The organism is Streptomyces longhuiensis (assembly GCF_020616555.1).
GTDB classification, from domain to species: Bacteria; Actinomycetota; Actinomycetes; order Streptomycetales; family Streptomycetaceae; genus Streptomyces; species Streptomyces longhuiensis.
The window spans coordinates 143,651-163,640 of sequence record NZ_CP085174.1; the positions used below are offsets into that span (position 1 = coordinate 143,651).

Annotated in this window: 22 protein-coding genes; 12 read left to right on the plus strand and 10 right to left on the minus strand. The window is 68.6% G+C overall.

The window, feature by feature from the left end; translation table 11 throughout:
• Positions 1 to 102: 102 nt before the first annotated feature.
• The 4 genes from LGI35_RS45690 to LGI35_RS45705 all read right to left on the minus strand — a co-directional run bounded on the left by LGI35_RS45690 (position 103) and on the right by LGI35_RS45705 (position 3,518).
• Positions 103 to 957 carry a hypothetical protein gene (locus tag LGI35_RS45690; protein ID WP_227300927.1) on the minus strand — a complete coding sequence of 285 codons (855 nt, stop codon included), beginning with the start codon at positions 955 to 957 and terminating at the stop codon, positions 103 to 105.
• A gap of 26 nt (positions 958 to 983) precedes the next feature.
• Positions 984 to 2,168: a helix-turn-helix domain-containing protein gene (locus tag LGI35_RS45695; protein ID WP_227300928.1), complete on the minus strand. Its 1,185-nt coding sequence runs from the start codon at positions 2,166 to 2,168 to the stop codon at positions 984 to 986.
• Positions 2,169 to 2,502: 334 nt separating this feature from the next.
• Positions 2,503 to 2,700 (minus strand): hypothetical protein, encoded by a 198-nt coding sequence (locus tag LGI35_RS45700; RefSeq protein ID WP_227300929.1) that lies wholly within the window; start codon positions 2,698 to 2,700, stop codon positions 2,503 to 2,505.
• The gene (locus tag LGI35_RS45705; protein ID WP_227300930.1) at positions 2,697 to 3,518 is read right to left on the minus strand and encodes an N-6 DNA methylase; all 822 of its coding nucleotides are present in this window, start codon (positions 3,516 to 3,518) and stop codon (positions 2,697 to 2,699) included. The genes LGI35_RS45700 and LGI35_RS45705 overlap by 4 nt, the downstream gene beginning before the upstream one ends.
• 263 nt (positions 3,519 to 3,781) lie before the next feature.
• Between LGI35_RS45705 and tcmP the strand changes: the two genes are divergently transcribed.
• Entirely contained in the window at positions 3,782 to 4,963 is a 1,182-nt protein-coding gene (gene tcmP / locus LGI35_RS45710) for a three-Cys-motif partner protein TcmP (RefSeq protein ID WP_227300994.1), read from the plus strand.
• A gap of 30 nt (positions 4,964 to 4,993) precedes the next feature.
• Here the strand turns inward: tcmP and LGI35_RS45715 are convergent, their stop codons facing one another.
• The 3 genes from LGI35_RS45715 to LGI35_RS45725 form a co-directional block, all read right to left on the minus strand.
• The gene (locus LGI35_RS45715; protein WP_227300931.1) at positions 4,994 to 5,752 is read right to left on the minus strand and encodes a DUF5131 family protein; all 759 of its coding nucleotides are present in this window, start codon (positions 5,750 to 5,752) and stop codon (positions 4,994 to 4,996) included.
• A 213-nt stretch (positions 5,753 to 5,965) separates the two neighbouring features.
• On the minus strand, positions 5,966 to 8,104 hold the full coding sequence (locus LGI35_RS45720; protein WP_227300932.1) for a hypothetical protein: 2,139 nt from the start codon (positions 8,102 to 8,104) through the stop codon (positions 5,966 to 5,968).
• 760 nt (positions 8,105 to 8,864) lie between these two features.
• Entirely contained in the window at positions 8,865 to 9,164 is a 300-nt protein-coding gene (locus LGI35_RS45725) for a helix-turn-helix transcriptional regulator (RefSeq protein ID WP_227300933.1), read from the minus strand.
• 94 nt (positions 9,165 to 9,258) lie between these two features.
• Here LGI35_RS45725 and LGI35_RS45730 point away from each other — a divergent pair, with 94 nt between their 5' ends.
• Positions 9,259 to 9,900, plus strand: a complete 642-nt coding sequence (locus tag LGI35_RS45730) for an HAD family hydrolase (protein ID WP_227300934.1) — start codon at positions 9,259 to 9,261, stop codon at positions 9,898 to 9,900.
• Positions 9,901 to 9,904: 4 nt separating this feature from the next.
• The gene (locus LGI35_RS45735; protein WP_227300935.1) at positions 9,905 to 10,744 is read left to right on the plus strand and encodes an NAD(P)-dependent oxidoreductase; all 840 of its coding nucleotides are present in this window, start codon (positions 9,905 to 9,907) and stop codon (positions 10,742 to 10,744) included.
• A gap of 7 nt (positions 10,745 to 10,751) precedes the next feature.
• Here LGI35_RS45735 and LGI35_RS45740 read toward each other — a convergent pair whose 3' ends face one another.
• From LGI35_RS45740 to LGI35_RS45750, 3 genes are all read right to left on the minus strand, one after another.
• The gene (locus tag LGI35_RS45740) at positions 10,752 to 11,321 is read right to left on the minus strand and encodes a phosphotransferase-like protein (protein ID WP_227300936.1); all 570 of its coding nucleotides are present in this window, start codon (positions 11,319 to 11,321) and stop codon (positions 10,752 to 10,754) included.
• Positions 11,318 to 12,355: an AAA family ATPase gene (locus LGI35_RS45745; protein ID WP_227300937.1), complete on the minus strand. Its 1,038-nt coding sequence runs from the start codon at positions 12,353 to 12,355 to the stop codon at positions 11,318 to 11,320. The genes LGI35_RS45740 and LGI35_RS45745 overlap by 4 nt, the downstream gene beginning before the upstream one ends.
• 181 nt (positions 12,356 to 12,536) lie before the next feature.
• Positions 12,537 to 13,289, minus strand: a complete 753-nt coding sequence (locus LGI35_RS45750) for a GntR family transcriptional regulator (RefSeq protein WP_227300938.1) — start codon at positions 13,287 to 13,289, stop codon at positions 12,537 to 12,539.
• Positions 13,290 to 13,696: 407 nt separating this feature from the next.
• Between LGI35_RS45750 and LGI35_RS45755 the strand changes: the two genes are divergently transcribed.
• From LGI35_RS45755 to LGI35_RS45795, 9 genes are all read left to right on the plus strand, one after another.
• A complete protein-coding gene (locus LGI35_RS45755) occupies positions 13,697 to 13,933 on the plus strand; it encodes a hypothetical protein (protein WP_227300939.1) in 237 nt (78 codons plus the stop codon).
• Between the two features lie 307 nt (positions 13,934 to 14,240).
• Positions 14,241 to 14,810, plus strand: coding sequence for a hypothetical protein (locus LGI35_RS45760; protein WP_227300940.1), 570 nt, complete (start codon positions 14,241 to 14,243; stop codon positions 14,808 to 14,810).
• 153 nt (positions 14,811 to 14,963) lie between these two features.
• On the plus strand, positions 14,964 to 15,128 hold the full coding sequence (locus LGI35_RS45765) for a hypothetical protein (RefSeq protein WP_227300941.1): 165 nt from the start codon (positions 14,964 to 14,966) through the stop codon (positions 15,126 to 15,128).
• 82 nt (positions 15,129 to 15,210) lie between these two features.
• On the plus strand, positions 15,211 to 15,399 hold the full coding sequence (locus LGI35_RS45770) for a hypothetical protein (protein WP_227300942.1): 189 nt from the start codon (positions 15,211 to 15,213) through the stop codon (positions 15,397 to 15,399).
• 160 nt (positions 15,400 to 15,559) lie between these two features.
• A complete protein-coding gene (locus LGI35_RS45775; protein ID WP_227300943.1) occupies positions 15,560 to 15,865 on the plus strand; it encodes a WhiB family transcriptional regulator in 306 nt (101 codons plus the stop codon).
• A gap of 102 nt (positions 15,866 to 15,967) precedes the next feature.
• Positions 15,968 to 16,327 (plus strand): hypothetical protein, encoded by a 360-nt coding sequence (locus tag LGI35_RS45780; protein ID WP_227300944.1) that lies wholly within the window; start codon positions 15,968 to 15,970, stop codon positions 16,325 to 16,327.
• 272 nt (positions 16,328 to 16,599) lie between these two features.
• Positions 16,600 to 18,282, plus strand: coding sequence for a DUF2637 domain-containing protein (locus LGI35_RS45785; protein WP_227300945.1), 1,683 nt, complete (start codon positions 16,600 to 16,602; stop codon positions 18,280 to 18,282).
• A gap of 154 nt (positions 18,283 to 18,436) precedes the next feature.
• Complete coding sequence (locus LGI35_RS45790) at positions 18,437 to 18,958, plus strand: hypothetical protein (protein WP_227300946.1); 522 nt, start codon at positions 18,437 to 18,439, stop codon at positions 18,956 to 18,958.
• Positions 18,959 to 18,961: 3 nt separating this feature from the next.
• Positions 18,962 to 19,156, plus strand: coding sequence for a hypothetical protein (locus tag LGI35_RS45795; protein ID WP_227300947.1), 195 nt, complete (start codon positions 18,962 to 18,964; stop codon positions 19,154 to 19,156).
• Positions 19,157 to 19,990: the final 834 nt, after the last annotated feature.

The window sequence follows — 19,990 nt, forward strand, 5'->3', positions numbered from 1 at the left end:
GCTAGACCGGGATCCACTCGCCGGTGTGCGGGCCCATCCGGCACTCCTCGGCGGGGGACCCAGTGGTGCGCAGCTGTGCCGAAGGCTCAGTGCCGAAGATGGTCAGTGGTTGAGGCTGGCGACGTAGGCGGGAGCCAGAGCGCGGATACGGCTCTCCGGGACGTCTCCGGCGAGGGCTGCGACGGCGAGCTCAGTGCCTGGGGTGGCGGCCGCGCCGAACAAAGTGCGCAGGAGTTCCAGGCCTTGGAGTGCGATGTCACCGACGCGTGGGTTGTTGCGCAGGATGGTGAATGATTGTGCGACGTCGGGGGCCGGAACCGTGGTCATGATGCGGTAGACGTCGCCGGCATCCTTATTGGAGAGCCGGTCTGGCCTTTTAGCTGCGTCGCGGATGCGTTCGTCGAGTTTGATGCTCTTGGCGACCAGCAGGGATGCAGGGCCGGCGACGTAGGCCTCAATGCGGCGGGTATCTCCCGGCGTGAGGGTGCCGACGGCCATGAGGGAGCGGTCGACAGCGGCGACTTCGAGTCCGGGCACCTTCTTCGTGGCCCAGGAGTCGTGGGGTGGCAGCTCGGTGCGCCGCCTCGTGTTGGGCTGCGGGGCGAGCTGGTGCGGGATCAGGAGGTCAACCTCGATGGGGATGTCGCGGTCGCCGATCCGCTGCTGACGTTCCCACAGGCCGGACTGGTTTTCTCTGAGGAGGAAGCCTGCCTCCTGCATGGCCCGTTCGATGAGCGGTTGGTCGCCCAGGTGCTGAGGGTCGATGCTGATGTCGCCGTCGGCGGTGTATGCGGCGCTGCGGATCGTGGAGTTCTGGGTGCGCAGGTAGACGGCCTGAGCTCCCACGATGGTCAGTGCCTCGCGGTGGTCTTCGAGGGCGATCAGCGCGTCCAACAGGGCTGTGCGGGCCGCCTCGTTGAGTGCCTCTGCGTCTGCGCCGACCGGTACTTGTGACACGTCGCCCCCTCGTTCGTGGAGCGATCTTAGAAGAGGCTTTGACCGTCTGCACCGGTTTGGAGGAGTCTCCGTTCCTCGGTCCCAGAAAGGCGCGAAAGATCCGGCACCCGCCACGTGTCTTCTTCGGCGGTCATGTACTCGAGGACCTTCTCCCCTTCGGCCGGCATGCGTCCTGGACCTGAGAGGCAGTCCAGCACCAGCTGACTGAGCCCGACCTGGCGGCAGCGGTCGTACCGGCTTGGCCGTTGCAGCACGCTGTAATCCGGAGCCTGGAGCAGGAGCACGTCGGCTGATTCCGGGACGGGGAGCAGCCCGAGCTCCTGGGCTACTCGGGTCTGTGTGGTGTCGCCAGGCAGGGTGTAGAGCATGAGCTGGCCGCCCACGGCGATGGGGGCGACGGAGTGGGCTGCGTATGAGCCGGTCACGAGCACTTCGCTTCCGGCGATCAAGCCGTCCCGGTCGGCGAGGTGGTCGATGACGGATTGAACGCCGTTGGGCGCGAGCATGCCGGAGGGGTCGGTCTGCCGCATCAAGTCCAGATGGCTTGCACGGGTGCGCAGCAGTTCCTGCCAGTTGACGTGAGCAATGGCTTTCCCGTCGCGTCCGACCAGCAGCTGGTCCTCGAGGGCGTCGAGCAGCCGGGAGACGTAGGCAAGGCTCAAGCCGGAGTGCCGGGCGAGGTCGGTGGCCCGGTAGGGCGGTTTGACGTCTGCGAGCAGGCGGACCAGGCGCCCCGCACGGGGACCGGTCAGCAGCGGCTTGGTACTGGGAGACCTGTGACTGTGAGGGGACCTGGTAGCACCTTGCGTGTGGATCACGATCGCCGGCCTGCTGATCCGGAGCGAGATGTTGCCGGTCAGATCCAGGTAGTCGATGCCGCGGCTGCGGAGTTCTTCCTGGGACTTAGAGCTGATCCACGGAGAGAAGACCATCAGCCGGGTGTTGCTGTTCACGCGTCGGACGAGCATGGCTGTTGAGCTGAGGTGACCGGCGACGTCCTTGGGCGTGACGCGGTCACGGACCTCGACGAACAGTTCCGTGTAGATGCCGTCACTGCGTGATGCGATGCGAAGAACGGCGTCCCACCCGTGATCTCCGCGGCTGAGGTCCTCAGGGCGAATGGCGACGTCCCAGTCCTCGCCCAGCAGACCCGCAAGAACCTCCCGCCCTTGCTGGAGGACGTGAGCTTCGGCGTTCGCGAGGTCTTCCACCTGACGGATCCTGTCACGACAAGTCTCGCCGACCAAACAAACTTGCCGATCTAGCGGACTTTACAGTTAGAGGAAAGTTAACAAAATCGGCAAGTTTGCTTGATCCTGATGCTTGCCTGTGCCAGGAAACTGGCGGAAGTCAGCAAGTCTGGCGGCGGTGTAGACGTGCGCCGCGTATCTACGAGCCCACGGTGTACGCCTTCTCCCTCACCATCCGCGGAGCGTCTGCGGGCCCTTTGATGTACGGGCCGCGCCAGGCGATGTTTCGCAACGGCATCACGCATGGCCAGGTTGCTGCGGAACTTCCGCGGCGATGGCCATGAGGTGGTCGGGGTCAGCGGCTATCCGTGCCGAAGGCGAGGAGGAGTACGACGAGCGTCACGATGCTCGCGGCCGCGGACAGCGGGCCGATGAGGCTCGGATGCTCGTGCATGACGTAGGCCGCGGCCCCGAAGAGTAGGCAGAGCACCATGACCAGCAGTAATCGTGCTTCGGGCGACCAGCGTCGTGGATCCTGCGGTGTCTGGCTCACGCGCTTGCCTTCGCCAGCTGGCGGGCGACGAGCGCCTCAACCTCGCGGACCGTCTCGCTGCCCAGCAGCTCGGTGAGCTGCCGCTGCTGCTCATCACGTTCCCGCTGCAGTCTCGCGATGTACTCGACGGTGGCAGCGAGCATCCCGCCTGTGCCGCAGGAGGGGTCGTACACGGTGAACTCCTTGCCCTGCTCAAGGTGCTCGCGAACGTTGCCGAGTGCGAGTTCAACCATCTTTTGAGTGAGGTCATGCGGGGTGTAGTGCTTCCCCGTGTCGGACGTGCGGTTCACGGTCCTCACCGTGACATCCGTGTGCGGCGGGACTTCGACCGTGACGCTTCCGTCCGGACCGACCCGCAGAACGGCGCCGCCCGCTGCGGCCCGCAACTCGGTGCCACCCACGCCCCGGACAGCCTCGACATCCGCGTAGAGGGATCGCAGATCCTCCAGGGCCTGCACCTTCACGGGGTTGCGCTCACCGCGAGCCCAGGTCACAGGGGAGGCCTGGCCCACCATGTGGCTGAACTCCCGGGATGGCTGACCGTAGAAGCGGACCCGGCGGCGGCCTGGCCGCGCTGCGTCGTCGACGAACTGCCATGTGCGGCCGTCCTCGCCGTGCTCCACGGTCTCGTAGACCCCGAGGACCCGGCCGTGCGCAGTCCCGACGACGAGCGCAACGCGGTCAGGGTCGAAGGTGGTGAACCTGGTGCCGTCCCCCCTGCCGGCCAGCCAGTCTCCGAGGATGCCGGCAGCCCGGACCTCAGGCGAATCCGACTTCGCGTGCTTGGAGTTGGAGATCAGAACAAGGTCACGTGTCACGAGGCCCCCCGAGGCTGGAGTGTGCCGACACCTTAGCGCAGCAATCACTAGTAATAGGCTCTATTGCTACTGATTTAAGGATCGCCCCTGGAACCCCGGCCTCGCAGGCGCTCCCGGCTCTGGCGACCGCATGGACATCGTCGTTTCCACGCGCCGGACAACGGCTCCTTGCATCGGATGGCCGAAATCAGTGGTCTTGCCGGATCTCTACAGAGTGCTTCACCATCTGTAATCGGGTGGGAACAACGAGCACGGGGGTGGGGATGTCCTCGGGGACTAGCGGCAGCTATTGGGCAGACAAAGCGCTGCCGAGCGTGTTCAAGCACGAGCTCCTCAAGGGCTACCTCGCACAGTTCGGCGGGATGACCGGTTCTCGCGCGCGGGACAAGCGCGTGGTTTATCTCGACGGATACGCGGGCGAAGGCCGCTACGAGAACGGTGAGCCGGCATCAGCCGAGATCGCTCTGCAGATCGCGGACCATCACCGTGCTCGCGGCCTGACGATGGAGTGCTTCTTCGCCGAGTCCGACGCCAAGTCGTACGCCCGGCTGCTGAATGTCCTGGAGCACTATGCCCGCCGCGGGGTCCTTGCCCACCACTACCACGGTGAGGTCAACGACGTGCTCGACAGTCTCGTGCACCGGGCCCAGCACGCACCGCTCTTCCTTTTCCTTGACCCGTGTGGCTTGACCCTGCCGCTGGACCGTCTGACTGATGTTCTCGCCTGTCAGCGGCCTCGCCACCAGAAGTGGCCGCCCACCGAGCTGCTGATGAATTTCAGCATGATGGCCGTCTGGCGTCTCGGAGGGCATGTCCGCTCTCCGAAAGGCAACATGAAGTCGCTGGAGCGCTTCGACGGCGTGTGCGGCGGCACCTGGTGGCGCGAGTACTTCGCAGACGCAGCCGCCAGACCGCACAAGGAAGACATCGCGCAGGACGCCATCGATGCCGTGGCCGCCGAATACGCGCACCGGCTCGAAGAGCGCACCGGCATGCTCGTGCAGTCCGTGCCCGTCTCCGACTCGCCGCGCCACCGAGCCGTCTACCGCCTCGTGTTCGCCACCCGGAGCCAGTACGGCCTGTGGGTCTTCGGCGACAACGCCGCCCATGCTCGTGACGCCTGGTGGAAGACCCTGGATGCGCAGGAGGAGAGCAACGGCCAGCTGGCTCTCGTGCCCAGCCGGCCTGACCCGGCTGATGTCACGGCCCAGGCGGTACCCAAGATCGCAGCCAACCTTGAACGGCTCCTTACTCGGACCCACCGCCCCGTCCGGTTGGTCGACCACACGCTCGAGATCTTCGGCGACTTCTACGGCCAGGTACCCGAGGCGGCCGCCCGCACCGCCGTCCAGCTGCTGCACCGCCACGGAAAGACACCGACCAGCCCTGTCGGCGCGCGCCGGATACGAGAGATCACGGTCCGCCCTGGCCCGATGGCAGCCTGACCACGCTTTCTGCGAGACCTGTGGTCCTACTCAAACCCGGGTCACGGCCCCCGGGTAGTCACGCACTTGCAGTTCGGTGGGGAACTGGACGATGTCCTTGTGGCCCTTGCCCCAGCAGGATCCGAGCTGTTTGACGAACACGGCCGTACCGCTGCGCCGCGCCTCGTCGACAACCGCCTCGGCCCAGGGCAGATGCATGGGCCGGGCCCCGGCCCCGGACTCACCGCCGACGATCACCCAGTCGATTCCCTCGAGGCCCAGCCCGGACAGCGGCCCGAGCAGCGGCTCGCAGGAAAGGAACTTCACCGCTGCGGGCACCTGCCTCAGGTCATCAACGCGGGGCAGCTCCTTCGCGCTCTCCACCGAAACGCCCATCCATAGATTCGCCGGCCACTCGAGACGCCCGGCGACCTGCCGCAGCCGCCGGGCCCGCTTGGTAAGCACCTGGTACGTGTGCTGTGGTGTATCGGCGATCACCTCGAAGACGCGGCGCACATAGTCGAGCGGCACCCTGGCGTGGAACAGGTCGCTCATCGAGTTCACGAACACGGTGCGCGGGCTCTTCCACCCGTACGGCACCGAAAGCGCCTCGGGGTGCACGCTCAGTCCGAAGCCCGGCCCGGACGTCCGCGGGTCGCCGTCCTGCTGGTACTTCGGCGAGCCCATCGCCTTCAGTCTCTTCGCCAGCGTCAACGCGTAGCAGTTGTCACAGCCCCTCGAGACGCGGTCGCACCCCGTCGTCGGGTTCCACGTCGCCTCGGTCCACTCGATCGCGCTGCGGTCACTCACCGGCGGGCCCTCCATCCCCGTTGCCGAGCCCCGTTGCCAATGGCACGGCTGCGGTCCGCTGACAGTCCAACGAGCCGTCATCCCACCGGATACCGGCATCCAACTATCCGGCTCGGAAGCCGACTTCACTGCCCAGCGATCCGAACATGCGCACCCACCCCACCGATAATCCACCTTCGTATTCCGGCCAGTCAGTACCAGGCGTAGCACCCCTCATCGCAACCCCCACGGCGTAGAACCGAGGCCCAGATGCTCGAGGCCGGACAGCCGCTGCACGGTCGCGACGAACGACCTCGTGAACAGACGCTGCGCCGAGACCTCGCCGTACCGGTCGATGTGGTCGAAGACGACCTGGTGGTCCTTGGCGGCACGGGTGCGCCAGTCGAGGACCTGCTCGCGGGTGAGTTCCTCGAGGACCAGCTTCTGACCGACGGCGTCGGCCTGCGGCTCCGGAGCCGCAGGCGTCGAGCGGGGAGCGGGCAGTACAACCCGGGCCGGAGGCGCGGCCAGCTCACCAGCGGAGGTCTTCGCGGCCGCGGCTTCAGCGCGGGCCTGGGCTGCGGCGGCCTGCTGCTCGCGGACCTGCGCCCACCGATGCTCGCGGATCCACGCCTGGGCGGTCACCGTCTCGTGCAGCTGCCGGTCAGTGGCCGCACGGCGCTCGCTCTCCGAAGCCCCGGGCATCGCGGCGTCGACGGCGGCCGCGACCGCGTGGCGCTGCGCACGGCGGTCGGCCTGCCGGTCCTCGCAGCGCGGGCAGTCCTGCCCGGAGTCGAGAAGCACCCGGTCGTCGCACCGTACGTCGCCGCACTGCTGACGCTGGGGCAGGGCACGGCTGATCAGCCAGCCCACAGGGTCCTTGATCGGCCCGGCCAGCCGCATCTGGTCCTCCAGACGCCGGGCGAGCCGGTCGGCGAGGACCTGGGGCGCGTCTGTTCGGCCGGCGAACCCGACCACTCGGGCCAGCTCGCTACGGGCGGCGGCTTCCACCAGCTTTCGGGCGGCCGGACGCTCCAGTCGCGCCCACACCAGGTCGACCGGAGCCAGGACGGTCCGCAGGTCTTCCGGCGGCAGGGCGCCGTCCACGACCCGCACCGGAGCGCAGGTCACCGGCCCGCGGCCGGACTTCATGCCTTTGACGACCGGGGACTTCTTCGGCTGTTCCCCGCGCAGCGGGTCGCCGTCCTCGCGCACGCATGCGCGCTCCGGCAGTGCACCGGAGCTCTTACGGCCTTCGCCGGAAAAGCCACCAGAGAGCGCGAGAGATCCACCAGGAGTAACCACAGAAGCGTGGAGAGCGTGGTGCTGTGCAGTTGCGGCGAGGTCTGCCGATGCGGCCATCTCGCCCTGCCCGGCGTCCTCCACCCCAGTCGGCACAAGGGTCTCGTCCGTCTCGCCGGACTCAAGATCTCCGGATGCAGTAACGGCGAGGTCTGAAAACACGGCGTTTGCTGCCCGGCGGGCCTCCCGTACGGCCACGCCGTGGGCCTCAGCCACCGGCACCAGGCGCACCCGCGACTTCGCGTGCAGACCCGAGCCGGTCTCCTGCCGCACCACGTCCGCGACGCCGTGCTCCTGGAGGCGCTTGAGGACCTTCGCCCCGGCCGCCGCCGTGCAGCCCAGTAGCCGCGCGACTGTCGCCGCCGGACGCCCACGGTCGGTGTCCACCGCCCCGGGACACAGCTGCAGCCAGCCCGCCGAACCCGTCGTCAGCACCATCAGAAGCAGCCCGAGCCGATCGGTCGCTGCACCCCGGCCCGTACGTCCGGCGAGCAGCCCGGCCGGGACCGGCGCCTTGTCCTTCGGCGCCCACCCCGGACCGAACAGCACCTCGATCAGGCTGAGCAGCACCGCCAGCTCCGACCGCGACAGCGCCAGTGCGTGCCGCCGGTCGCGGGCCTTCTGCGCCCGGTACATCGGCACTACCCAGCACTCCAGACCGGTCGCGTGCCCGAACGCGTTGGTCGCGACCTTCGACCCGAGCATCCCGGCACGACGCAGTTCGGGCAGCACGGTGTGCGCGACCGTCGACTGCGACACACCCAGCCACCGGCCCAGCTCAGCCGCCCAGATCGACGTCTCGTAATCGTCGCGGACCTTCGCCTTCGCCGTCAGCACGACCGACGCCAACCGGGCACCGTCCGACACCCCGGCCAGCGCCGGAGAGGCCACCAGCGCACGCACCGCAGCGAGCAGCCGCCCGCGCATTACGTTCGACAGCTGCAGCGGATTGCCCAGCTCCAGCTGAACCACCGGCCCGGCCTCACCTGGCACGGCCCGCCGGCTGCGCCGCCGATCCCACCCGGCCGAACTGCCCACGTACTCCGCGGCGTTCGCCGCCACGGCACTCACTGAAACACCTGACTCAGAGCGATAGCAAGATCCATCCGGGCACCTTGCAACGGATTGCCTGTGGATAGATTCCTGCCACCGACGGCCACTTTGAGCACGTTCGCGGACCGAGCACGGAGCGCGAACGCCGTACCGCCCGATGGGACGCCCGGCCCAGGAGCGCCCACCGGCTTCGGCGCCACAACGCCTCGCTGACACAGGCACTCTGTGATCAAGGCGTGATCATGATGATCTACGCGAAACACGCAAAACTGGCGTGTGACCTCTGTTGTGTACTGCGCATGACTCGGGCTAAGCGTCAGGAAACGGGCAAAACTCGGCTTTTCTTGCGCCGCTAGATCGGGCACTATGACGAAGACACCTTTCAGATTCACGGCCGCACCACTCCCGCCACACGGGACGGGCGGCCAACGGATCGACGGGTGAGCCCCCTCCGGGAGGAGCGGGCGACCAGATGAGCCAGGGGCGGACCTCCGTTCTCTCTTGGTTGCTTCTGGTGCAGAGCCCCTTGGTGGGGGCGCTGCGTGTGGCCCCGGTTAGGGGCCGTGCAACAGCGGGAGCTGCTGCGGCTGTGGTGGCCGTGGCTAGTGGCCGGTGTTGCGTCTGTTTGGAAATGCGGCTCGATGAGCCGCAGCTCAGGACCGGCGGCAACCGGGACTGAGCGGCCGACTGGGTGGTTCATCCGGTCGGAACGAAGGGCCGCGCGAGGCCAGCGGGTGGTTAATCCGCTACGTGGCGCGCGCGGCTGGTGGCGGCTACGTCACCCCGACCCCCTTGATTCCGAGGCTGGCGTCGGCATGCCCGCATCCGGGCCCGCCGCGTCGGGGTACCGCTCCGCGAGCCGCCTGAGCAGGTGCAGGTAGACCGCCCGGTGCGGCCGGCGCGGATGCGTCTGGCCCAACTCCCAGCGGGCCACCGCGAGTCGCTTCACGCCCACAGCGTCCGCGACCTCCTGCTGCGTCAGCCCGGCGGCACGACGCAACTGCTGCCGAATGTGCGGCGACGGCAGCATGTCGTCCAGCAGGGCGTCGACCCGCTGCATGGGATCCGCGTGCGACATGACCCCACCCTTCCATGATCAATGAATTCCTGAAAGATACACGATCGGATGGGTCTCGTGGATCAACTTCCGATACGCCGATAGGGTCTTGCCCATGCTGGCCCTCTTCGACCTGGACAACACCCTGGTCAACCGCGGCATCGCCTTCACTGAAGCCATCGCCGCCTTGTGTAACGACCACGGCTACAACTCGGTCATCCAGGAATGGCTGCACACCGAACTCGCCGACCGGGCCAACCCCGCCGACTTCCAACGGCTCATGGCCCGCTTCGACCTCCCCGACGACCCCGCCCGGCTGTGGCACGACTACGTCAACCGCATCGCGGCCGCTGTCCGCTGCGTCCCCGAGGTCCTCGAGGGCCTGGCTCAACTCCGCATCGGCGGCTGGACGATCGGGATCGCCACCAACGGCGCCAGCGACATCCAACGCGCCAAGCTCACCGCGACCGGACTCGCCGACCACGTCGACGGGATCGCCGTCTCCGGCGACATCGAGACCCGCAAACCCGACCGGCGGCTCTTTGAGCTCGCCGCGCGTCGCTGCGGAACCGACCTCACCGACGGTGGCTGGATGATCGGCGACAACCCTGGCAGCGACATCGGCGGCGGACATGCCGCAGGCCTGCGCACTATCTGGCTGCGCGGCCGCCCATGGCCCGACGGACTCGCGGCCGCGCAGCACGTCGTCGACGACGTCACCGACGCAATCACCATCCTGCTCAACGAGACGGAGTAGCACCGTGGACCAGCCGACCGTCGGCATCCTCCACCCCGGCAGCATGGGCGCCGCCGTCGCCGCCTGCGCCCAGGCGAACGCCGCTGAGGTCCTGTGGTGCGAGACCGGACGCAGCCCCGCAACCGCGAAGCGCGCCGCACAGTTCGGCCTGACGCCGGTGGCCACACTGGGCGAACTGCTGGATCGCAGCGACATCGTCATCAGCCTCTGCCCGCCCGCAGCCGCCGAAGACCTTGCCCACGACGTCGCTGAACTCGGCTTCACCGGCGTGTACGTGGAAGCTAACGCCATCAACCCCGAGCGATCCCAGCGGAGCGCCGCGCTGCTCGAACCCGCGGCGACCGTAGTCGACGGCGGGGTCGTCGGCTCCCCGCCGGTGCGGGGGAAGACCCCGACGCTGTACCTGTCCGGCCCGGCCGACGCGACCGCGCGGATCGAGGCACTGTTCGCCAGCACCGCCGTGCAGACGAAGACGCTGGGTGCGGAAGTCGGGAAGGCGTCCGCGTTGAAGCTGTCGTACGCGTCGTTCCAGAAGACGAGCCGCGTGCTTGCGGCGCTCGCGGTCGGGATGGCACGCGAGCACGGCGTCGACCAGGAACTCATCAAGGTCGCCTCCCGGCGGACCGACTCGTACCTCGCGGAGCCGGAGTATGTCGCCAAGACCGCGGCCCGCGCCTGGCGATGGGGTCCCGAGCTGGAGGAAGCCGCGGACACGCTCGCGGCCGCCGGTCTTCCGCCGGAGATGCTGCGCGCGGCCGCGTCCACGCTGGCACGGTGGACCGACCTCAAGGATGACAGCGAGCTCACGCTCACCGACGCCTTGGACCGACTCGCCCAGCCGTAGCCTGCGTTCATGCCGTCGCCGTGCCCGCCCGCTTCGTCAGCAGCTGGTCGATGAGCCGCGCCGCCTCCTGCGGGGATGCCACCGTGGTGTCCACGGTCAGATCCCAGGCCATGTCCGGGTGAGCGTCCAGGTCCTCACGGGTTGCATCCCACGCAGCCAGGCGCGCCGTGGTGTCTCTGTCGCCTCGCCCTGCGGACCGCTGCGCGGATACCTCGCGCGGGCACCACAGCAGCACCCTCGTCCAGTCGGCCGGGTAGCCATCGACCAGGGCCTGGATGCCGTCGACCTGCCCGAGGTGCACCACCGGCACCCCGGCCGCGAACGCCGCGTCGACGCCGGGCTGGTCGATCACGTACGTGTTGCCGTACCGCGCGTTTACGTAGACGACGTCGCCCGCGGCCTCCAGCTTGAGCAGCTGCTCCGCTGTGCCCATTCGGTAGCCGGCGGACTTGCCCGTCCCGACCTTGAGTCGCCTGAACTGCGCGTACTTCGAGCTCAGCTCGGTGAGCTCGGTGGTGACGGTGTCCTTGCCCGCCGCTGGCGGGCCGTACAGGATCACGCCCTGCTTCGAGTTCACGCGTACATCGCCCTCATCGCCTGCCGGGCCTGGTCCGCGAGCGTCACCGCGGTCCCCAGCCGGTTGTCGACGACCAGGTGCGGCACCGCCGGGCGCAGCTCCAGGTCGATCGTGGCCAGGTACTCCTCCCACCGCGCCAGCTTCCAGGCGTCCCGGGCCGCGGAGCGGAATCCGATGTACTCGCGCATCGACTCCTCATCGCAGCGAACCCAGACAGGGAAGACGTCGACACCCATCGATCCCGCGCGGTTGGCCAGGCGTTGCATCCAGGCCGGGTCTGCCATCTCCGCGATGAACGGTGCAGTCAGCACGGTGCTGATACCGCACTTGATGTTGGCCATGGCCGACTGCATCAAGCAGTCGTACTCCACCGGCCGGACCTTTTCCCGGTAGAGATCGGTGTGCCTGTCGTTAGCGTCGCCGCCCAGCGCGACCAGGAGTCGCTCCACGAGTGGGCGGGTGAGCGGGTCTTTGTCGAGCAGCGGCCAGCCGGTGAGCTGGACGAAGAAGCGGGCGAGCTCGGTCTTCCCGCTGCCGGCGAAACCGCCGACCAGGATGAGGACCGGGCGGTGCGGGTCACCGCCCGTGTGCCTGCGCTTCCACGCGTCGATGATGCGCTGCTGCAAGTCGAAGTGGTCGGCTTCGTCCGAGCCCGGCGCAATGCGGTGAATCGCCCGCTCAACAGCCAGGACGTGGGCGCCGTTGAGGCGGTCGTCCATCGGCGTGAGTTTGAAGGATGTCTCCTCACCCGGGAGGGCGGCACGAAAGCCGAGGTCGGGCTCGGTGGCCCGGTAGAGGAGGCAGTAAGCGCGCCGGTAGTGAGGGCCGGGGAAGACCTCGCCCTGCTCGTGCTGCCACAAGGTCTGAGGATTCGCGGCAGGGATGCCCTTGAGCTTGGCCCGCTCTGCAACCTCTCGGAGACGCTCACCGGCCTTCTCCAGAGTCAGGCCGTGGGCCTCCCGCTGCTCGCGCAACCGATCCGGCCTCCACCCTGCACGCTGCTTCCCCACCCTCTGCCCCTCCGTCATCGTCATGGGCGCGAGCCTAGGGCTCGGGCCCCAAATCCCATGTGTACGTGGATGTTGAAAACCCGTGAATGAGAGTGCGCACAGGCTTCGACAAGCCGCTGTGATGTTCCGGTCGGCTCAGCGCCAGTGTGATGGCCCCCACGCGACGAGCAGTCATGAGGGGGTAGCAGTGGCCAGGTTCGAGGGCTCAGGCATCGAACGCGTATTCCAAGATGTATGCCGCGCTGTCCATGGTCATCTCGTTCACTTCGACCGCTCGAAGGTCTGCGTCGTAGGCCGTTCGACACAGCTTGATGACGGGACGCTCCAGGGGCATCGCCAGCCCTTCGGCTTCCTCAGCGACGGGGAGCCTGCAGCGGATCTCCTCGCGGAAGTGCATGGGCCCGTGGCCAAGCTCAGCGAGCCGGGCGTACGTACCGCCCTCTCCGGTGTCGACGCGCATGATCGCGGTGCCTTCGGCCAGCTCAAGGGGCAGGTAGGAAGTCGCGAGCATGACTGGTCTGTTGTCCAGCACGAAGCGACGGGACCGAGCGCATACGGGCTCGTTTTCATCGAGCTCCAGCATTCGGGCGATGTGCGCCGGAACCGGAACGCTGGCGACTCGGACGTCGATCGTGACAGGACGCTCTTCGTCAGCGGACCAGATGGATTTACCGGCACCCCACTGCTCTCGTGCGAGCCGTTGGATGCCGTGGCGTCGGATCGGGCGGAACTCGATGACGCGGGCGCCGGCGCCCTTCTTCGTTTCCACCAGGCCCTCGATCCGCAGGATCTTGAGCGCCTGGCGCGCGGTGAGAACGGCAACTTCGTACTGAGCGGCGAGCGCGCTCTCGCCTGGCAGTCGATCGCCGGGCGCGTAGTCGCCGGACTCGATCGCCGCCTTCAGGTCGTCGGCAATCCGCTGGTACTTGGGCCGCTGCGCGCCCGTCTCACTCGCCATACATCTCCCTACCTCGTTAGCGATCCTACGGCCGCTGGCTATCGAGGAACCGGCAAGGGCATCCCGGTGTGTATGGCCGCCGCCGGGAGAGCGTACCTCGCTAACGTACTTCTTGACATCGTTAACGAGCGGCGCTGTACTGAAGAAGCGCCGAACCTCGCTAACGAGGTAAGGGCGGGGGCGCCGAAGAGGTGCGGCTTCGCCCTGCCCACTCGCCATCGGGACGCCTCCCGAGCTCAGCACGTCCGAGAGGATCACCACCCCATGAACGTCACCCGCCGCCCCGCCGCCAGCCTCGCCACCGAGCACTTCGACGCGGAGACGCTCGCGCTCCTGGAGGCGGTCGAGGTGCCGCTCCCCGACTTCGCCGACACGACCTGGACGTCGCCTTCGGCACGCCGCTTGAGATGTACGCCGCCGGCCCTTTGCCCCACGAGCAGCTGGACGGCCTGGACATCACCGCCGCCATCGCCGCGATCGAGGCCCGAGAGAGCCGACTGCTCGCCGCCCGCGACATCACCGTCACCGACCCGACCGTCACCGAGCTGGTGCGCGAGCGCCTGGTCGATGTGCTTATCCCGTACGCCGCGCAGCTGCGCATCGCGGCGCCGGCCACCGCCGCATCCCTGCCCCTCGCGGCCTAGCTCTGCCGGGTCCTCACGGACCCGGCTCCCTCACCCGGACGCCGTCTCGTACGCCGCCGGATGTGGGAGCCGGACCTTCGGTTCCCTGCTCCACCCGAAACACCGCAAGACCGTAGGAAGTCGTCCACCTCGCAAGAGGGGGCCGGGTTGATGGCAACACCAAATCCCCGGGGTCTCGACTCTCTACTGCACGTCGCAGCGCTATGCGCTGTCCGTCCGTCAGGACGCCGGGACCTCCCGCGCGGCCTGGCGGGCGGAGAGAGCACCGCGATGCATCCCCTCCCCTTCGCACATGAGGAGATCCACCATGGCCATCACCGCCGCGATGCCCACTGCCAAGGAACGTCCCCGCCGGACCCGCCGGAAGCGGGTCAGCGCCCTCCCTGCCCTCAAGCTCTCCCAGCTCCTGCCCTCGCACATCGACCTCCGCAACCCGCTCAAGGCCGTCCTGGTCTGCGAGGACTGCAAGACCTGGGTGCCCATCACCGGCATGCAGAGCAAGGTTCAGAAGCTGGTCCCGCACCACACCGGCAAGGCCGACGTCGACGCCGCGATCCACTGCCGGGGCAGCAACCGCCGCATCGAGTTCGACATGACGATCCCTGAATGGCGCCAGGCCCTGGCCGACGCCATCACGGAAGCCTCCAGCCGCCAGGCCACCGCAGTGCTACCCAAGGCGTTCAGTCCGCAGACCGACCGGACCCTGCGGGCTCGTGCGGAGCGCAGGCCGGCGGGACGCGCGGACGACTGGGACGCGGTGCTGCCCCGCGTGGCGGCCGCTGACAAGAACCGCCGGGCGGTGCCCGCCGGCGACGCCCCTACGGAGGGCCCGGCGGTCCCGCTTGAGACGCTCCACCCCCAGTGCCCCGCGCGCTGAACCCGCACGAACAACCACGGCCCCGGCCACCCCGAGCGATCGGGGCGGCCGGGGCCGTGGCTGCTCGTACGGCAGCCAGAACGACGACAGCCCCGGCGACTAGAGACCCCCGGGGCTGTCCAGGACCTGACTGGAGGACCTGTGCAGAACAGCATGACACGCACCACGGCGCGGCCGACCGCCGGGATCGTCGACGACATCGAGCGCGAGGACGACGCCAAGGGCTACGAGCCCGAGGACGCCGCCCGCATCGACGTCGCCCTGGTGCTCCTGTCCAACCTCACTCCGGCGCTGGCCGGTTGGGAGGTGGCGGCGTGATCACCAGCCTGACCGACGCGGAGCGCGAGGCGCTCTCGCAGAAGAACCGGGAGCAGAACAAGCGGTCGGAGGCCAACCGCCGATGAGTGCCCGTCCGGCAAATGACCTGTACGTCCGCTACATGAAGGCGTTCAGCGACTCCACCGCGCACACCGCCAACTGCCCTGCCTGCCAGGGCGAGACGCCGTGCGTGAACGGAGCACCGATCCACGAGCGGTTCGCCCGCCTCCAGGACGCCTACCGCGCCCGCCAGACCCAGCAGCAGCGCTGATCCACGGCATTGCCCGTCGTCCCCGCGCCTTTCCGGGGCGGGGACGACGGAGAGCGCTGGGAGCTCCCCCGCTCCGGCCGTCCGGCCGCCGACACGCAAACAGCCCCGGGGCTCGCATCCCCGGGGCCGCTTCGTACTACGGACCTTCTGGGAGGCCCTCATGCAGACCATCGTACGTACCTCCTCCTACGCCCCCGTCGCCACCACCGTTCCTGTTCGGCTTCGGCCGGCCTGTGCCGACGAAGATCCCGAACTGTTCTTCCCCGGCGAGAAGTCGGCCGCCGACCTGCTCCAGAAGGAGGAGGCCAAGGCCATCTGCCGTCGATGCCCGCTGATGGAGAGCTGCCTTCAGGGCGCGATGGAGCGGAACGAGGCCGCCGGAGTGTGGGGCGGCACGGACGAGAACGACCGGCGCCGGCTGAAGCGCCGCGCCGCTCGCGCTCAGGCCCGCCGCAACGCTTCTTGATCCGCTCTGACGGTTGCCTGATCCGCTCGCCCAGCCCCGGCCGGGACGGGCGGTGACGGGGAGCCGGACAGCCCGGACCGAAGTGATTCGAGGGAGGCCCCGATGGCCACGACCATGACTCCGCTTCAGGTCGACACGGAAGCCGCCGCAACCGAGTGCGCGTTCGCGATCTTCGGCAGCGACATCCCGCCGATCGACCCCGAGGACTGCGACGGCAGCTGGCGCACCACCCTCCACGAGATCGCGGAGGAGTGGATGAGCGAAGGCCGTGTCGAGCGGCACGCAGCCCGCACCGCGACCGCCATCAACGAGCTGCTCGCCGTCCAGGAGCAGTTCGGCGTCGGCTCCCGTCAGGCGCTAGCCGCGGGGACCGAGTTGAAGCCGCTGGTCGACAAGTGCCGGATCTTCGGCATCACGTCCGACGACCTCCGTCGGCACGGCGCACGACTCGAAGCGAGCTGAGTTTCGCTCCCACCACGCGGGAGGCGAAGGCAGTTTCGAGCCCGACCCGCAGCACTCCCCCAGACCGGCCGCCCGCCACCCGGGCCGCCGGCCTTTTCGTACGCCCCGAGCGGGTAGAGCCGGTGTCCGCTTCGCAAACAACGAGCCGCACCGAGGGCAGCAACCGCAGTCCTTCGGACTCACCGGCCACCTCTTCGGGAACGCGAGATCGCGTTTCGAGAGCAACGGCCACCGTTTCGACCCCGACCTGAACGACCCCTCCGGAGGCCAACATGACGATCACCGAAGTGCCTCAGAGCGCGACACCCGACACCCCCGTTTCGCGCCCGCCGACCGCCGTTTCGAGCGCGCCCGAGAACGCTTCGGGAACGACCCGAGTCGTTTCGCGGACGCAGAAGCGGAACCCGATCAAGCCCACCCGCGACCGCCTGATGACCGCACTGTCGCTCGTCGCCGCCGTCGGCGGAACGCTGGTCGGCATCATCGGCTTCGCAATGTCCTACAGCACCCTGGCCAAGGTGGCCCTGAGCTGGGGATTCAGCGAGGAACTGGCGCCCTGGTTCCCGGTCGGCGTGGACGCGAGCATCATCGCGTTCCTCGCGCTGGACCTGTACCTGATCCGCAAACGCACTCCGTGGCCGCTGCTGCGGATGGCCGCGCACGCCATGACCGGCGCGACGATCTGGTTCAACGCCAGCTCACAGGGCCACATCGCCGCCGACCCGGTCCAGGCTGCCAGCCACGGCGTCATGCCGGTCCTGTTCGTGATCGGTGTGGAGGCCGCCCGCCGCCTGATCATCCAAAAGGCCCGGCTGGAGGCAGGAACGGCGGCCGACCGGATCCCACTGCACCGCTGGATCCTCTCCCCCGTCGCCACACCGCGCTTCTACCGCCGGATGCGACTGCACGGCATCACCAGCTACCCGGAGATGATCCGGCGTCAGCAGGAACTCATCGCCTACGAACAGTGGCTCAAGCGCAAGCATCAGGGCGACTTGAGCAAGGCGAGTGAGGATGAGCGGCTGCCGATGAAGATGGCCGCCTACGGCTACACCGTCTCCGAAGCGCTCGCGATGCCTGAGCAGCAGGAACGCGAGGCGGAGCAGCGGGCGGAGGAAGCCGAGCGCCGCCGCCTGGACGCGGACACGCGCCGGGAGCTCGCGCAGAAGAAGGCCGAGGCCGACCGGCTGGAGGCAGAGGGCCAGCTCGAAGCCGTCCGCGCCCGTGTGGAAGGTGAGACCGGCCAGGCCCTCGCCCACGCCCGAGCCCAGGTCAGCGCCGCTGAGAGGGCCGCAGCACTGGAGGAGAAAGCGCTGGAGACGGCGGTCATCGCCGAAGCCCGCGCCCGCGAGGCTGAGGCGGAGCGCAAAGAAGCCCAGGAGCACGAGGCGAAGGCCGCCGCAGACGTCCGCGCAGCCGAGCTGGAGCGCCAGGCGGCAGAGAAGCGGAAGGACGCGGCGGAGGCCGACCGGGTCGCCGCGGCGGAGGCGCAGGCGATCGAGACGGCGGAGATCGCGGAAGCCCGGCAGCGTGCTGCCGAAGCTGACCGGCGTGCTGCCGAAACGGAGCGGGCTGCTGCCGAAACGCGCCGCCGCGCTGCCGAAGTTGACCGGCTCGCCGCGGAGGAAGCCGAGCGCCAGGCGGCCGCCGAGGCCAACGTTCAGGCGGCCCGGAAGCGTGAGGCCGAAACCGAGTTCGCTGCTGCCGAAGCTCGGCTCGCCGCCGCCGAAATCGAGCGGCGTGCGGTCGAAGTCGAGGACGCCGCGAAACTCAGCCCGCGCGAGCGCGCGGTCCGCAAGGTCGCCCGGATGATTCTCGCGGCCGGCGGCGACGCCGACCAGCTGTTGCTCGCCGACATCCAGCGCGAGCTGGCGGTGTCCTCCACGGACACTGCGTCGAAGTACCGCCAGGAGGCGGCCGACCTGATCGCCCAGGGCTACAGCCCGGAGCGGTGACCTGCATGAACCGGTTTCGACGGTTCCACCGGCCCCCGAGACGAAGCAAGCGCCTCGGGAGCGCGGTGAAGGCGCCGAAACGCCACGCACAGCCTTCCACCTGGCTGTTCCCCGCACACCCCCTCCCGACCCCGAGACCTGGAGGTCTTTCCGTATGACTGAGATCAACAGCGCAGCCCGGTGGACTTCGGACCACCTGATGAAGCCGGGCGGCACCGCCGTGTACGGCGCCCAGCAGCGCGAGCGGCTGCGGCAGATGGCCGACGAGGTCAGGGCGCTGCTGCGCGAGTACCGGGCCGACCTGGAGAACATCAAGTTCGAGGGTGACAAGCCTTTCGAGGCCCGTATCCGCGCATTTCTCGCGTCGCGTCCGCTGGCACAGCTCGAAAGCGACCTGCGCGACGCCGTCAATCACGCCGGAAAGCTGGACGCCGAATTCCAGCGCCGCTTCGTGAAGCTGCCGGAAAAGCGAAAGGAAAAGGCGCTCAAGCGAGAGGAGGAAAAAGCGCGCAAGCAGGGCCTGGAAGCCGCCCGGACGGTGAACACGGCCGGGCAGCTCAACGGTATTGCGCACACCCTCACCGGCCCCGGAAGCGATGAGAAGTCCGTCGCCAAGAAGAACGACACGGGAAGCGAGGGATCGACCTTCCTCGACTTCCTGGAGAAGAGGGCCTGACCGATGGCGGTGCAGCTCTCCAAGGGCCAGCTGGAGCGATGGCGCTCCCGGCTGGCCGGCACCGGAACGAACAAGGAGCGAGCCACCGCGCTGTGGGACCTGGCTCGCCTCTTGGCCGGCACCGACGACAGGGCATGGGCCGACCTGGTCCTGCTGCTCCAGCGATGGACCGCGGAGCAGCAGGGCCGGAGGAACTAGCCGTGACACTCCGCGCTCATCATCACTGGCTCACCCCGTGAATCCGGGGCCTCCACATGCGCGCCTATACGCGCGCGTGAGGGCCCCGGATTCGTGACGGTAAGTGACTGACCGAAGGAGACGGCCGATGGCCGACGACGACGCCGGGGGGATGGTCCTCGGCTTCCCCGGGCTGACAATCCCGGGACCGGTGGGCGGCAGCCCGCCGCCCGGGGCTGCCGCCCCGTCCCTCACACCGCTGCCCACGCTGGCGCCCCCGCCGTCTCTGCTGGCGGCGGGCGATCCCGGCCTGGGCGGCTCCGGCACCGTGACCGCACACCGCGACCCCGGGATTGCGGACACCAGCACCGGCGGCTCTCAAATCGCTGCCATGGGTGTGGTGATGATGGCCGGTATTACCGTCGCCGCGATGCGCGGTGCATGGAATGCATCCACCTATCTGAAAGCGCGCCACGAACACCATCGGGCTATTGCTGATCAGCAGCGTGCGGCGGCCGATAAAGCCGCTCTCGGCTTGGAGATGGTCCGGAATAAGGGTCGGGTTCAGTCCGGTCCGGAATTCGGCCGCAGTAGCCGCACGAATGGCCTTGGTGGCGGCCGCGCAACAGGTTTGGGAGGCGGCCGTGGAAATGCCGGACGGAATAACACTCCGGCGGCTTTCCGATCCGGCGGCGGGCCGAAGCCGACGCCCGGCTCCGGCGGCAAGTCGCCCGGCAAGGGCGCTGGTGGCGCCTCTGGCGGCCGCACAGGCACGCTAGGCACTGGCGGCCGTACAGGCGGCGGTGGAGGCCGCAGGAGCGGCCTGGAGTCGCCCGGAAATCGGGGCGGCGGAAA